The organism is Streptococcus mitis (assembly GCF_009496285.1).
Taxonomy (GTDB): Bacteria; Bacillota; Bacilli; order Lactobacillales; family Streptococcaceae; genus Streptococcus; species Streptococcus mitis_BP.
Genome location: NZ_WIJK01000016.1, coordinates 40,908 through 54,471, shown reverse-complemented (window position 1 = coordinate 54,471; position 13,564 = coordinate 40,908). Strand labels below are relative to the sequence as shown.

Genomic DNA, 13,564 nt, shown 5'->3' with positions numbered 1-13,564 from the left:
TAATAGTAGCTAATAGAAAATTACATCGCTTATTATAATTTATGAAAATTTTAGAAATGTTAAGATAACTATATGAAGATTTTCGAAAAAAATTTTAGGAGAATTCGGAAATTAGTTGAAAGTTTTCTTAAAAGGTAGTATAATAGAAATATAGAAAACGCTTACAATAAAAGGGGGATTCAATGGATAAATTTGAGGCTTTAAGAACTTTTACTAGTGGCGAAAATTTTCATCTTCAGCACTATTTGGGAGCGCATCGTGAAGAAAGAGACGGTGAGTATGGCTATACATTCCGTGTCTGGGCGCCAAATGCGCAGGCTGTCCATCTAGTTGGTGATTTTACTAACTGGGCTGAAAATCAAATCCCCATGGTTCGTAATGAATCTGGAGTTTGGGAAGTTTTTACAACTTTAGCTCAAGAGGGGCATATTTATAAATATCATATTACTCGTGCTAATGGTCATCAGCTTATGAAGATTGATCCTTTGGCAGTACGCTATGAAGCTCGTCCGGGAACAGGAGCTGTTTTAACAGAAATACCTGAGAAAAAATGGAAGGACGGTCTCTGGTTAGCTCGTAGAAAACGTTGGAGATTTTTCGAAAGACCGGTCAATATCTACGAGGTGCATGCAGGATCTTGGAAGAGAAATCCTGATGGAACACCTTATAGTTTTGCTCAACTCAAAGAAGAGCTCATCCCCTATCTTGTTGAGATGAACTATACTCATATCGAGTTTATGCCTTTGATGGTTCACCCACTTGGTTTGAGTTGGGGTTATCAGCTCATGGGTTACTTTGCTTTAGAGCATGCCTATGGTCGTCCTGAAGAGTTCCAAGATTTTGTTGAGGAATGTCATATCAACAATATCGGTGTAATTGTGGATTGGGTGCCGGGTCACTTTACCATCAATGATGATGCTTTGGCATACTATGATGGCACACCAACTTTTGAATACCAAGATCATAATAAGGCTAACAACTACGGTTGGGGAGCACTTAACTTTGACCTTGGTAAAAATGAAGTCCAATCTTTCTTGATTTCTAGCATTAAGTTTTGGATTGATTTCTATCACCTAGATGGTATTCGTGTTGATGCTGTAAGTAATATTCTCTATCTAGATTATGACAATGCTCCATGGACACCAAATAAAGACGGAGGCAATCTCAACTATGAAGGCTATTATTTCCTTCAACGCTTGAACGATGTTATTAAGCTAGCTCATCCGGATGTTATGATGATTGCAGAGGAGTCTTCTTCAGGTACCAAGATTACCGGTATGAAAGAAATGGGTGGACTTGGATTTGACTACAAGTGGAACATGGGTTGGATGAACGATATCCTACGTTTCTACGAAGAAGATCCTATTTACCGCAAGTATGACTTTAATCTAGTGACCTTCAGCTTCATGTATGTCTTTAATGAAAATTATCTCCTACCATTCTCACATGATGAGGTTGTACATGGTAAGAAAAGTATGATGCATAAGATGTGGGGTGATCGATACAATCAGTTTGCTGGTTTGAGAAACCTCTACACTTATCAAATTTGTCACCCTGGTAAGAAATTACTCTTCATGGGTAGTGAGTTTGGTCAATTCCTAGAGTGGAAATCCGAAGAGCAATTAGAGTGGTCTAACCTAGAAGATCCGATGAATGCCAAGATGAAATACTTTACATCACAGTTGAATCAGCTTTATAAAGACCACCGTTGTCTTTGGGAAATTGATACAAGCTATGACGGTATTGAAATTATTGATGCGGATAACAGAGATCAGAGTGTTCTTTCCTTTATCCGAAAAGGCAAGAAAGGCGAGATGCTAGTCTGTGTCTTCAATATGGCACCAGTTGAACGTCCTGATTTCACAATTGGTCTTCCTGTTGCAGGTATTTATGAAGAAATTTGGAATACAGAGTTAGAACAATGGGGTGGTGTGTGGAAAGAGCATAACCAAACTGTTCAAACTCAAGAAGGATTGTGGAAGGATTATGAGCAGACTTTGACATTTACCTTGCCAGCTATGGGAGCAAGTATTTGGAAAATCAAACGTCGCATAAAACCTACTAAGAAAGTCGCTAATAAAACTCAAAAAGGAGTAGAAAATGAAGAATGAAATGCTAGCTTTAATCCTTGCTGGTGGGCAAGGAACTCGTCTCGGTAAACTCACTCAAAGCATTGCTAAACCTGCCGTGCAATTTGGTGGGCGCTACCGTATCATTGACTTCGCTCTTTCAAACTGTGCCAACTCTGGTATCCATAATGTTGGGGTTATCACACAGTATCAACCACTAGCTCTCAACAGCCACATTGGTAATGGTTCTAGTTGGGGTCTAGACGGTATTGACACAGGTGTTTCTATCCTTCAACCCTACTCTGCAAGTGAAGGAAATCGTTGGTTTGAAGGTACAAGTCATGCCATTTACCAAAACATCGACTATATCGACAGTATCAATCCTGAGTATGTTTTGATCCTTTCAGGTGACCATATCTACAAGATGGACTATGATGATATGCTCCAATCACACAAGGACAATAATGCCAGCTTGACAGTTGCTGTCTTAGATGTGCCACTTAAAGAAGCTAGCCGTTTTGGTATCATGAATACAGATGCTAATAATCGTATTGTTGAGTTTGAAGAAAAACCAGCGGAACCAAAATCAACTAAGGCATCAATGGGTATCTATATCTTTGACTGGAAACGACTTCGCAATATGCTAGTTGCAGCTGAAAAGGCCAACCTAGACATGTCAGACTTCGGTAAAAATGTTATTCCAAACTATCTTGAAACAGGTGAAAGTGTCTATGCCTATGAATTCAATGGATACTGGAAGGACGTTGGTACTATCGAATCACTCTGGGAAGCAAATATGGAATACATCTCTCCAGAGAATGCTCTAGATAGCCGTAACCGTCAATGGAAAATTTATTCTCGTAACCTTATCGCTCCACCAAACTTCCTTGGAGAATTCGCTCAAGTAGAAGACTCTCTTGTAGTGGATGGCTGTTACGTAAATGGTACAGTGAAACACTCTATCCTTTCTACAGCTGCTCAAGTTCGTAAGGGGGCAGAAGTCGTTGATTCTGTCATCATGAGTGGAGCAGTTATTGGTAGAGGTGCTAAAATTACACGTGCAATCATCGGTGAAGGTGCAGTCATTGCCGATGGTGTAGAAATTGATGGTACAGAAGAAGTACAAGTAGTCGGATATAACGAAGTAGTGGGGGTAGCAACAGATGAAGATTGATAAATATTCAGCGATTTTAGGAAATACCGTTGGTTTCCATGATATGTCAACTTTGACAAGTAACCGTCCAGTGGCAACTTTACCATTTGGAGGAAAGTATCGTTTGATTGACTTCCCACTTTCAAGTTTAGCTAATGCAGGTGTTCGTAGTATCTTTGGAATTTTCCAACAAGATAACATCAGCTCTGTATTTGACCATATTCGTTCAGGACGTGAATGGGGCTTGAATACACTTCTTAGCCACTACTATCTTGGAATCTACAATACTCGTGTAGAAAGTAGCACTGTTGGTAAAGAGTACTATCAACAACTCTTAACTTACTTAAAACGTTCAGGTTCAGACCAAACAGTTTCCTTGAACTGTGATGTTTTGGTGAATATTGATCTCAATCAAGTATTCCATTTGCATAATACAACAAAATCACCAATTACAGTTGTTTACAAGAAATTGCCTAAGAAGGACATTTCAGAAGTAAATGCAATCCTTGATATCGATGAAACTGACCATGTGCTTTCTCACAAACTCTTTGATAAAAAATCAAATCAAGATTTTTACAACATGTCAACAGATATCTTTGTTGTAGACACTCAATGGTTGATTAAACGTTTGGAAGAAGAAGCTCAAAAAGAATATCCAGAAAAATTACGTTATGTTCTTCGTGATTTGGCAGCCAAAGAAGGTGCTTTTGCATATGAATACACAGGATACCTAGCCAATATTCATTCAGTAGAAACATACTATCAAGCGAATCTAGATATGCTGAATCAGCAAAAATTCTACTCTTTGTTCTCACCAAATCAAAAGATTCATACTAAAGTTAAAAACGAAGAACCTACCTACTACGCATCTGGTTCAAAAGTGAACACCTCTCAATTTGCTTCTGGTAGTATCATTGAAGGTGAAGTGGATAAATCTATTATTTCGCGTAATGTTCGTATCAATAAAGACAGCTTGGTTAAAGAGTCTCTTATCTTCCCTCGTGTTGTCGTTGGAAAAGGTGCACAAGTTGAGTATGCAATTGTAGATAAAGGAGCTGAAATAGCTGAGGGAGTTGTTATTCGTGGTACAGCAGAAAATCCTGTTGTCATCAAAAAAGGTGAAAAAGTAACAGAGGACATTCTTTCATGAAAATTTTATTTGTAGCAGCCGAAGGAGCTCCTTTTTCTAAAACAGGTGGCTTGGGAGATGTTATCGGGGCTCTTCCAAAATCATTAGTTAAATCTGGTCATGAAGTTGCTGTTATCCTGCCATACTATGACATGGTGGAAGCCAAGTTTGGTGATCAAATTGAAGATGTTCTCCAATTTGAAGTATACGTTGGTTGGCGGAGACAATTTTGTGGAATTAAGAAAACTGTTTTAAACGGTGTTACCTTCTACTTTATCGACAATCAATATTATTTCTTCCGTGGGCATGTTTATGGAGATTTCGATGATGGCGAACGTTTTGCTTTCTTCCAACTTGCTGCCCTTGAAGCTATGGAGCGTATCGGATTTATTCCTGATGTCCTCCACGCTCATGACTATCATACAGCAATGATTCCGTTCTTGTTAAAAGAAAAATACAGATGGATTCAAGCTTACCAAGGAATCAAGACTGTTTTGACCATTCATAACTTAGAATTTCAAGGTCAATTCTCTGAAAGCATGCTTTGGGACTTGTTCAGGGTTGGATTTGAGCGCTATGCTGATGGAACAGTTCGTTGGAATGATTGTCTTAACTGGATGAAGGCAGGTATTCTCTATGCAGATCGTGTATCAACCGTGTCACCGAGCTATGCTTATGAGATCATGACTACAGAATTTGGTTGCGGTATTGATCAGATTCTTCGTATGGAATCTGGTAAGGTTTCAGGTATTGTTAATGGTATTGATACAGATTTGTACAACCCAGAGACGGATGCTTTACTTGAGTATCATTTTAATAAAACTGATTTGTCAGGAAAAGCTCAAAATAAAGCGAAACTTCAAGAAAGAGTTGGTCTTCCAGTACGTCAAGATGTTCCAATGATTGGTATCGTGTCACGTTTGACTCGTCAGAAGGGCTTTGATGTGGTGGTTGAAAGCCTGCATCGTATGCTTCAAGAGGATATTCAAATCGTTCTCTTGGGAACTGGAGATTCAGGATTTGAACAAGCCTTCTCTTGGTTTAGTCAAGTATTCCCAGAAAAACTTTCTGCCAATATTACTTTCGATGTGAAATTAGCTCAAGAGATTTATGCAGCATGTGATATTTTCCTCATGCCAAGTCGCTTTGAACCGTGTGGACTTTCACAAATGATGGCCATGAGATATGGTACGCTTCCTTTAGTAAACGAGGTGGGTGGACTTAGAGATACAGTTCAAGCCTTTAATCCAATTGAAGGAACAGGTACAGGCTTTAGCTTTAACAACCTAACTCCATACTGGCTCAACTGGGCATTGCAAACAGCTTTGGATGTTTATCACAACCATCCTGATGTTTGGAAAAATATGCAAGTTCAAGCTATGGAATGTGATTTCTCTTGGGATACAGCCTGCAAGTCCTATCTTGATTTGTACCATAGCTTAGCAAACTAAATAGTTAAAAGGCGGTGGGACAGAAATCGATAGACAAAGTCTCGATTTCGTAGTCCCAGCCCCGCGAGGATGATTAGGAGCTTTTTGGAGTCTAAAAGACGAACAAAAAGTTCAATCAGCAACCGCGTCAAAGTTTGATTGCTAATAAAAAGTGAGGTTGGGATCTTTTGTCCCAACCTCTTTTTTGAAATGAAAAAAGTAAGGAAGTTATATGAATAAAGCTAGAGGGCTCTGTGTACTGGATGTTGATGGAACACTGATAGAAGAGGAAGTTATTGATTTGTTGGGGAAAGAAGCAGAATGTGAAGAAGAAGTAGCTCTACTGACTGCCCAAGCTATGAGAGGAGAACTAGATTTTGAAGAAAGCCTGAGAAAACGTGTTTCTTTATTACAAGGACTATCTGTAGATACTTTTGATAAGATTTATCATGAACTACACCTTAGTAAAAATGCTGCGCAATTTATTAACACTCTGCAAAAAAATCAGATAGAAATGGGTTTAGTTTCGGGTGGATTTACACCTGTTGTTGAAAGATTAGCAAAAGATTTAGGGATTTCATTACTTGCTGCTAATCAACTGGAAATCAGAGATGGTCATTTAACTGGAAATCTTGTTGGTCCTATTATAAGCAGAGAAGTTAAAAAAGAAACCCTAGTAAGATGGGCTGATGAATTAAAAGTACCTATCGAAAGGATCATTGCTATTGGAGATGGAGCTAATGATTTAGCAATGTTGAAGAGAGCTGGAATCGGCATTGGCTTCTGTGCCAAAGAAATCGTGAAAGAGGAAATTCCCCTTCAAATTGAAGATAGAGATTTAACAAAAGTATTGCATCTGATAGATTTCCTTTGATTAGAAAGATGAGTGTATGAAAATTGTTATCGCACCTGACTCTTTTAAGGAGAGTCTCCCTGCAAGTGAAGTAGCTAAAGCTATTAAACGAGGCCTTAAAAAGGCTCTACCTGAATCGAAATGTTTGCTCTTACCTGTTGGCGATGGAGGGGAAGGAACAGTAGATGCCATTAAAAATTCACTTGGTCTTGTAGAAAAAACTGCTTTAGTGACAGGTCCCTTTGGAGATGAGGTTCAAATGACATATGTTCAAAAAGGAGAACTTGCTCTGTTCGAGGTGGCTGATTTAGTTGGGCTTGCTAAAATTCCTATTGAAAAACGAAATCCACTGAAGATTCAAACAAAGGGGATTGGTCAACTGATCCTTTATTTAATTGAACAAGGAATGAAAGAAATTTATATCGGAGTTGGTGGGACATCCAGTAACGATGGTGGTATTGGAATTGCCTCAGGACTTGGTTACCAGTTCTATGACAAAAATGGAGATGAACTTCTAGCTATAGGTCAGTCTTTGTTTGAAATTACTGATATCTCAAAGGAGAAAGTTATATCTATTCCTTCTGATGTGCATATCAAAATCTTAGCAGATGTTACCAATCCACTCTGTGGAACTCACGGTGCTACCTATACATTCGGAAAGCAAAAAGGATTGAATCCAACAAAATTTCAAGAAGTTGATGCTTCTATTGAAAACTTTTACCACAAAGTTGCCCCTGAAATTTTAAGCCTTGAAGGAGCTGGAGCAGGTGGGGGTATTGCGGCTGGCTTGTGTGCCTTTGCTGGAGCAGAGATTGTATCTGGTATTCAAACCTGTCTAGATATAATCAATTTTGATAAAAATGTTGCAGATGCAGATCTAGTTATTGTTGGTGAAGGTAGGTTAGATTCTCAAAGTTTATCTGGTAAGGCTCCAATCGGAGTAGCAAAAAGAACACCAGTTGGTGTTCCAGTTATTGCTATTTGTGGTAGTTTAGCTGAGGATTTACCTCCTTTACCATTTGAGAATGTCATAGCTGCTTTTTCAATACTAGAAAAAAGCGAACCATTAGAAGATAGTTTAAAAAATGCAGCTATCTATTTAGAAGATACAGCTGCAAACATTGGTCAAATTTTAGCTTTGAAGAAAAATTAACCAAACCATTTTTTCCAAAGAGAAGTAGGAGCTTTTTTCATCTCTTTTTCCTGCCATAAGTCTGAAAAGGCCTTTCTTAGGTCTTTTTCACTTGTTTGAACAGGGGCATCGCTATGGATAACTAGGCCGAAAGGAGAAGAGTTATGATCTTCAGAAACGATGGTCGCTTGGCAGTCAGCATCTTTGGATTGTTTTAGATAAAAAACTTGTTTTTCAAACTCTACCTGAGGAGAAATTTTGACAAATAGAGGTTGAGTCTCTTTTCTAAAGGTTTCTAAAATTGTTAAAAATCCATTTTTAAATTTATCATCATCAGCTGTTTCAAGGTCCGCGTAGCCAAGGACACGTTCTTCAAATGTTCCGAGAAAACGTCTTTGTTCATCAGGATTTAGTTTAAGACCACCATTGGCCTTTTCTAGGATTTGTTTAGATAGATCAGTCATAAAAATAGTATATCATAAAATAAAGGAGAAAACAGATAAAAGAAAGCGATTACTTTATAAACTTAAGGAAAATTTGCACAAAGATAACGTTTTTCCTTGAAAAAGGAGTCTTTTTAAGGTATCATAGAGGTGTAAAAAATTTAACTCAATAAGGAGAGTAAAAAATGTCAATTATTACTGATGTTTACGCTCGCGAAGTCCTAGACTCACGCGGTAACCCAACACTTGAAGTAGAAGTTTACACTGAATCAGGTGCTTTCGGACGTGGTATGGTTCCATCAGGAGCTTCTACTGGTGAACACGAAGCAGTTGAACTTCGTGATGGTGACAAATCTCGTTACGGTGGTCTTGGTACACAAAAAGCTGTTGACAACGTAAACAACATCATCGCTGAAGCAATCATCGGCTACGATGTACGTGACCAACAAGCTATCGACCGTGCTATGATCGCACTTGACGGTACTCCTAACAAAGGTAAATTGGGTGCTAACGCTATCCTTGGTGTGTCTATCGCTGTAGCTCGTGCTGCTGCTGACTACCTTGAAATCCCACTTTACAGCTACCTTGGTGGATTCAACACTAAAGTTCTTCCAACTCCAATGATGAACATCATCAACGGTGGTTCTCACTCAGATGCTCCAATCGCTTTCCAAGAATTCATGATCGTACCTGCTGGTGCACCAACATTCAAAGAAGCTCTTCGTTGGGGTGCTGAAATCTTCCACGCTCTTAAGAAAATCCTTAAATCTCGTGGTCTTGAAACAGCCGTAGGTGACGAAGGTGGATTCGCTCCTCGTTTCGAAGGAACTGAAGACGGTGTTGAAACTATCCTTGCTGCTATCGAAGCTGCTGGTTATGTTCCAGGTAAAGACGTATTTATCGGATTTGACTGTGCATCATCAGAATTCTACGATAAAGAACGTAAAGTTTACGACTACACTAAATTCGAAGGTGAAGGAGCTGCTGTTCGTACTTCTGCAGAACAAATCGACTACCTTGAAGAATTGGTAAACAAATACCCAATCATCACTATCGAAGATGGTATGGACGAAAACGACTGGGATGGATGGAAAGCTCTTACTGAACGTCTTGGTGGTAAAGTTCAATTGGTTGGTGACGACTTCTTCGTAACAAACACTGCTTACCTTGAAAGAGGTATCGCTGAAGGCGCTGCTAACTCAATCCTTATCAAAGTTAACCAAATCGGTACTCTTACTGAAACATTCGACGCTATCGAAATGGCTAAAGAAGCTGGTTACACTGCCGTTGTATCACACCGTTCAGGTGAAACTGAAGATTCAACAATCGCTGACATCGCAGTTGCAACAAACGCAGGACAAATCAAGACTGGTTCACTTTCACGTACTGACCGTATCGCTAAATACAACCAATTGCTTCGTATCGAAGACCAACTTGGTGAAGTAGCTGAATACCGTGGATTGAAATCATTCTACAACCTTAAAAAATAAAATAGTTCAGTGAACTATTTTATCCCGAACCTTGAAACTCAAAAGTTCGGCTCTTGATTAAACAAGATTTAAGCCCCTCGGATTTTATCCGAAGGGCTTTTGTATATTATAAGACAAGGTCAAAGAAATCCAGTCTTGTTTTCGTATTCTAGAGGTGAAAAAAGAGATTTTTAAACGTTTTTTTGGTATAATAATACCCAGGAAAAACTAGAGAAAAGAAGGAGGTAGAGATGGAAAAGTATTTATCGGTTACAACTTTGACTAAGTATTTAAAAATGAAATTCGATAAAGACCCCTACTTGGAACGGATCTATTTAACTGGTCAAGTCTCTAACTTCCGCAAGCGTCCAACGCATCAGTATTTTTCTCTTAAGGATGATCGTGCAGTTATTCAGGCAACCATTTGGTCAGGTATTTATCAGAAACTAGGTTTTGATTTGGAAGAAGGTATGAAGATCAATGTGGTTGGTCGTGTCCAGGTCTATGAGCCAAGCGGAAGTTATTCGATTATCATTGAAAAAGCTGAACCAGATGGTGTTGGTGCCTTGGCTATCCAATTTGAACAACTTAAGAAGAAACTGGCAGAAGAAGGTTTGTTTCAAGAGCGATTTAAACAATCTTTACCACAATTTTCAAAAAAAATAGGTGTGGTGACCAGTCGAAGTGGTGCTGTGATTCAAGATATCATTACTACAGTCAGTAGACGATTCCCTGGTGTGGAAATTGTCTTATATCCTACTAAAGTTCAAGGTGAGGGTGCTGCAGAGGAAATTGCTCGTAACATAACTCGAGCCAATGAACGCGATGACTTAGATGTTCTGATTATTGGCCGTGGGGGAGGTTCCATTGAAGATCTTTGGGCCTTTAACGAAGAAATTGTAGTTCGAGCAATTTTTGAATCTCGTTTACCGATTATTTCGAGTGTAGGTCATGAAACAGATGTCACTTTGGCTGATTTTGTTGCTGACAAGAGAGCGGCAACGCCGACAGCAGCTGCTGAACTCGCTACACCAGTAACTAAGTTAGATCTTTTGACCTATCTTCAGAATCAAGAAAAACGCATGACTACAGCGGCTAAGCATAGTTTGTCAAAGAAACAAGAAGCTTTGAGAATCCTAAGTCAATCGGTCATCTTCAGACAACCAGAGCGTTTATATGACGGTTATCTACAACGCTTGGATCAGTTACAGCTACGACTGAAACAAGGACTGAATGCTGAATTGGTTCGTAATCAACAAAAGGTTCAAGAACTAGTCCACCGTTTGGAACAATTATCACCAACCATCAAGATTCAGCGTTATCAGGATCGTATCCAGCAATTAAAGAAACTGCTGCGTAGCCAGATGGCTGTGACCTATGATGCAAAAGTAGCAGAAGTAAAACGCCTATCAGAAGCTCTCCTTATGCTAGATACTAGTCGAATTGTAGCCAGAGGTTATGCAATTGTTAAAAAAGGAGAAGTCGTAGTGGCTTCTGCGAAGGATTTGAAAGAAAATGACCAAGTATCACTGTTGATGCGGGACGGTCAGGTAGAATTAGAGGTTAAAGATGTCAAAACAAAAGAAATTTGAGGAAAATTTAGCAGAGCTTGAAACGATTGTTCAAAGCTTAGAAAATGGTGAAATTGCTTTGGAAGATGCTATTGCTGCATTTCAAAAAGGAATGGTTCTTTCAAAAGAATTGCAAGCAACACTTGATAAAGCAGAAAAGACTTTGGTCAAGGTGATGCAAGAAGATGGAACAGAAAGTGAACTGGTATGAACAAGCAGAAAAAACTAGCTTTGGTCGAATCAGCTCTTGAAGGCTTTTATGGCAACCAACGATTTGCATCCAGTTTAAGAGAGGCTGTTCTCTATTCCGTCCATGCTGGTGGTAAACGGATTCGTCCTTATTTGCTTTTAGAAGTTTTGGACTCCTTGCAAGTGCCTATCACTCAGGAACATGCTCAAGTTGCAGCGGCACTAGAAATGATTCATACAGGAAGTTTGATCCATGATGATCTTCCTGCTATGGATAATGATGATTTTCGTCGGGGGCGTTTGACCAACCATAAGGTGTATGGTGAAGCTCTAGCTATTTTAGCTGGGGATGCGCTTTTTTTGGATCCCTATGCTTTAATTGCTCAAGCTGATTTGCCGAGTCAAACCAAGGTAGATTTAATATCAAATTTATCCCTTGCTTCTGGAAGTATGGGAATGGTGGCTGGACAAGTTTTAGATATGGAAGGTGAAGGAAAACACTTGAATTTGGAGGGACTTCAGACTATCCATGCTAATAAGACCGGTAAACTTTTAGCCTTTCCTTTCCAAGCGGCTGGAATCATTGCTGGATTGGATGAAAATCTTCAGAAACAGCTTAAAACAGTTGGCGAGTTGATTGGCCTGGCTTTCCAAGTGAGAGATGATGTGCTTGATGTTACAGCAAGTTTTGAGGAAATCGGCAAGACACCCCAGAAGGATTTGCAAGCCGAAAAGTCAACCTACCCTGCTTTGTTGGGATTAGATCAGGCGATAGCATTTTGCAATCAAACATTGGATCAAGCTAATGCGAAACTTGAAGAGATTAGCCAAGTCGTGAGCTTTGATAAGGAACCAATTGTGAAAATAGTAGAAAGTTTGAGAATCCATGGCTAAGGAAAGAGTAGATGTACTAGCTTACAAACAAGGTTTATTTGAAACGAGAGAACAAGCAAAACGTGGTGTTATGGCAGGTTTGGTAGTCGCTGTTTTAAATGGCGAACGATTTGATAAACCAGGAGAAAAAATTCCTGACGATACAGAGTTGAAACTCAAGGGCGAGAAACTTAAGTATGTCAGTCGTGGTGGCTTGAAACTTGAGAAGGCGCTAGATATTTTTGATCTATCAGTTGAGGGACAAACGACCATTGATATCGGAGCTTCAACTGGAGGTTTTACGGATGTCATGTTGCAAAATGGTGCTAAACTAGTTTTTGCAGTCGATGTTGGTACTAACCAACTGGCGTGGAAATTACGTCAAGACCCTCGTGTTGTCAGTATGGAGCAGTTTAATTTCCGCTATGCTGAAAAGACCGACTTTAATCAGGAACCAAGTTTCGCAAGTATCGATGTCAGTTTTATTTCCCTAGGCCTTATTCTGCCAGCTTTGCACCGAGTTTTAGCTGATCAAGGGCAGGTTGTCGCACTCATCAAGCCTCAGTTTGAGGCTGGACGTGAGCAGATTGGTAAGAATGGAATTATCAGAGATGCCAAGGTTCACCAAAATGTTTTAGAATCAGTTACTAAAATGGCAGTTGATGAAGGATTTTCAGTCTTAGGATTGGACTATTCTCCTATTCAAGGAGGACATGGAAATATTGAATTCTTAGCCTATTTACGGAAGGAAGACCAGGCGAGCAATCAGGTTGTTACTGAAATAGAAAAAGTTGTAGAGAGAGCACATAGAGAGTTTAAAGATGAATAAAAAAGAGAGACTTGAGAAGATTAGAAGATTTGTTACAGATTATCAAATCGGAACACAGGAAGAAATCGTTGAACACTTGAGAGAAGCGGGGATCTCTGCTACTCAAGCAACAGTCTCCCGAGATATTAAAGAATTAGGTATTGTAAAAATTCCATTAAAAGACAATACTTACATCTATGAATTACCAAAATCAATCGTTAGAAGCTTGCAGTTGGCAGAAAATAATATTATTCATGCTGAGCGCATGGGGCATATGATCAATTTGCAAGTTATTCCAGGGAATACTATTTTCGTCAAGAGTCAGTTGATGACTGTTTTTTCTGACCAAATTTTTAGCTGTATTGCTGATGATAATTCCATCTTGATGGTATTGAGAAGTGAAGAAACAGCCAAAGATATTTTTGAGCAAGTTAAAAATTGGTAG

At 39.2% G+C, this 13,564-nt stretch carries 13 protein-coding genes; 12 read left to right on the top strand and 1 reads right to left on the bottom strand.

All coding sequences use genetic code 11. From position 1 onward, the window contains the following. Positions 1 to 182: 182 nt before the first annotated feature. From glgB to GEZ89_RS06405, 6 genes are all read left to right on the top strand, one after another. A complete protein-coding gene (glgB, locus tag GEZ89_RS06430) occupies positions 183 to 2,111 on the top strand; it encodes a 1,4-alpha-glucan branching protein GlgB (protein ID WP_153225397.1) in 1,929 nt (642 codons plus the stop codon). Then, on the top strand, positions 2,101 to 3,243 hold the full coding sequence (locus GEZ89_RS06425) for a glucose-1-phosphate adenylyltransferase (protein ID WP_153225396.1): 1,143 nt from the start codon (positions 2,101 to 2,103) through the stop codon (positions 3,241 to 3,243). The genes glgB and GEZ89_RS06425 overlap by 11 nt, the downstream gene beginning before the upstream one ends. Further along, the gene (gene glgD, locus GEZ89_RS06420; RefSeq protein WP_153225395.1) at positions 3,233 to 4,372 is read left to right on the top strand and encodes a glucose-1-phosphate adenylyltransferase subunit GlgD; all 1,140 of its coding nucleotides are present in this window, start codon (positions 3,233 to 3,235) and stop codon (positions 4,370 to 4,372) included. Before GEZ89_RS06425 ends, glgD begins: the two co-directional genes overlap by 11 nt. Beyond that, the gene (gene glgA / locus GEZ89_RS06415; RefSeq protein WP_153225394.1) at positions 4,369 to 5,802 is read left to right on the top strand and encodes a glycogen synthase GlgA; all 1,434 of its coding nucleotides are present in this window, start codon (positions 4,369 to 4,371) and stop codon (positions 5,800 to 5,802) included. The genes glgD and glgA overlap by 4 nt, the downstream gene beginning before the upstream one ends. A 211-nt stretch (positions 5,803 to 6,013) precedes the next feature. Continuing rightward, positions 6,014 to 6,655 carry a phosphoserine phosphatase SerB gene (gene serB / locus GEZ89_RS06410; protein WP_153225393.1) on the top strand — a complete coding sequence of 214 codons (642 nt, stop codon included), beginning with the start codon at positions 6,014 to 6,016 and terminating at the stop codon, positions 6,653 to 6,655. 16 nt (positions 6,656 to 6,671) lie between these two features. Further along, a complete protein-coding gene (locus GEZ89_RS06405; protein ID WP_153225392.1) occupies positions 6,672 to 7,787 on the top strand; it encodes a glycerate kinase in 1,116 nt (371 codons plus the stop codon). On the opposite strand, the gene GEZ89_RS06400 is transcribed toward GEZ89_RS06405, so the two are convergent. Beyond that, positions 7,784 to 8,230 (bottom strand): DUF1694 domain-containing protein, encoded by a 447-nt coding sequence (locus tag GEZ89_RS06400; protein ID WP_153225391.1) that lies wholly within the window; start codon positions 8,228 to 8,230, stop codon positions 7,784 to 7,786. The two genes, GEZ89_RS06405 and GEZ89_RS06400, sit on opposite strands and share 4 nt — an antisense overlap. Positions 8,231 to 8,394: 164 nt before the next feature. On the opposite strand from GEZ89_RS06400, the gene eno reads away from it, so the two are divergent. From eno to GEZ89_RS06370, 6 genes are all read left to right on the top strand, one after another. Continuing rightward, complete coding sequence (gene eno, locus GEZ89_RS06395) at positions 8,395 to 9,699, top strand: surface-displayed alpha-enolase (protein ID WP_000022825.1); 1,305 nt, start codon at positions 8,395 to 8,397, stop codon at positions 9,697 to 9,699. A 230-nt stretch (positions 9,700 to 9,929) separates the two neighbouring features. Beyond that, positions 9,930 to 11,270, top strand: coding sequence for an exodeoxyribonuclease VII large subunit (gene xseA / locus GEZ89_RS06390; RefSeq protein WP_153225390.1), 1,341 nt, complete (start codon positions 9,930 to 9,932; stop codon positions 11,268 to 11,270). Further along, a complete protein-coding gene (locus GEZ89_RS06385) occupies positions 11,248 to 11,460 on the top strand; it encodes an exodeoxyribonuclease VII small subunit (protein ID WP_016465776.1) in 213 nt (70 codons plus the stop codon). The genes xseA and GEZ89_RS06385 overlap by 23 nt, the downstream gene beginning before the upstream one ends. Continuing rightward, positions 11,457 to 12,332 carry a polyprenyl synthetase family protein gene (locus GEZ89_RS06380; RefSeq protein WP_153225389.1) on the top strand — a complete coding sequence of 292 codons (876 nt, stop codon included), beginning with the start codon at positions 11,457 to 11,459 and terminating at the stop codon, positions 12,330 to 12,332. The genes GEZ89_RS06385 and GEZ89_RS06380 overlap by 4 nt, the downstream gene beginning before the upstream one ends. Beyond that, a complete protein-coding gene (locus tag GEZ89_RS06375) occupies positions 12,325 to 13,140 on the top strand; it encodes a TlyA family RNA methyltransferase (protein WP_153225388.1) in 816 nt (271 codons plus the stop codon). The genes GEZ89_RS06380 and GEZ89_RS06375 overlap by 8 nt, the downstream gene beginning before the upstream one ends. Next, on the top strand, positions 13,133 to 13,564 hold the full coding sequence (locus GEZ89_RS06370) for an arginine repressor (protein WP_049526273.1): 432 nt from the start codon (positions 13,133 to 13,135) through the stop codon (positions 13,562 to 13,564). The genes GEZ89_RS06375 and GEZ89_RS06370 overlap by 8 nt, the downstream gene beginning before the upstream one ends.

What these genes read in the sequence shown, in the direction of transcription:
- glgD (WP_153225395.1), top strand. Translation starts at nt 3,233, where the DNA reads ATGAAGATTGATAAATATTCAGCGATTTTAGGAAATACCGTTGGTTTC.
- xseA (WP_153225390.1), top strand. Translation starts at nt 9,930, where the DNA reads ATGGAAAAGTATTTATCGGTTACAACTTTGACTAAGTATTTAAAAATG.
- eno (WP_000022825.1), top strand. Translation starts at nt 8,395, where the DNA reads ATGTCAATTATTACTGATGTTTACGCTCGCGAAGTCCTAGACTCACGC.
- glgB (WP_153225397.1), top strand. Translation starts at nt 183, where the DNA reads ATGGATAAATTTGAGGCTTTAAGAACTTTTACTAGTGGCGAAAATTTT.
- GEZ89_RS06400 (WP_153225391.1), bottom strand. Translation starts at nt 8,230, where the DNA reads ATGACTGATCTATCTAAACAAATCCTAGAAAAGGCCAATGGTGGTCTT.
- GEZ89_RS06405 (WP_153225392.1), top strand. Translation starts at nt 6,672, where the DNA reads ATGAAAATTGTTATCGCACCTGACTCTTTTAAGGAGAGTCTCCCTGCA.
- GEZ89_RS06370 (WP_049526273.1), top strand. Translation starts at nt 13,133, where the DNA reads ATGAATAAAAAAGAGAGACTTGAGAAGATTAGAAGATTTGTTACAGAT.
- GEZ89_RS06385 (WP_016465776.1), top strand. Translation starts at nt 11,248, where the DNA reads ATGTCAAAACAAAAGAAATTTGAGGAAAATTTAGCAGAGCTTGAAACG.
- GEZ89_RS06375 (WP_153225388.1), top strand. Translation starts at nt 12,325, where the DNA reads ATGGCTAAGGAAAGAGTAGATGTACTAGCTTACAAACAAGGTTTATTT.
- GEZ89_RS06380 (WP_153225389.1), top strand. Translation starts at nt 11,457, where the DNA reads ATGAACAAGCAGAAAAAACTAGCTTTGGTCGAATCAGCTCTTGAAGGC.
- glgA (WP_153225394.1), top strand. Translation starts at nt 4,369, where the DNA reads ATGAAAATTTTATTTGTAGCAGCCGAAGGAGCTCCTTTTTCTAAAACA.
- GEZ89_RS06425 (WP_153225396.1), top strand. Translation starts at nt 2,101, where the DNA reads ATGAAGAATGAAATGCTAGCTTTAATCCTTGCTGGTGGGCAAGGAACT.
- serB (WP_153225393.1), top strand. Translation starts at nt 6,014, where the DNA reads ATGAATAAAGCTAGAGGGCTCTGTGTACTGGATGTTGATGGAACACTG.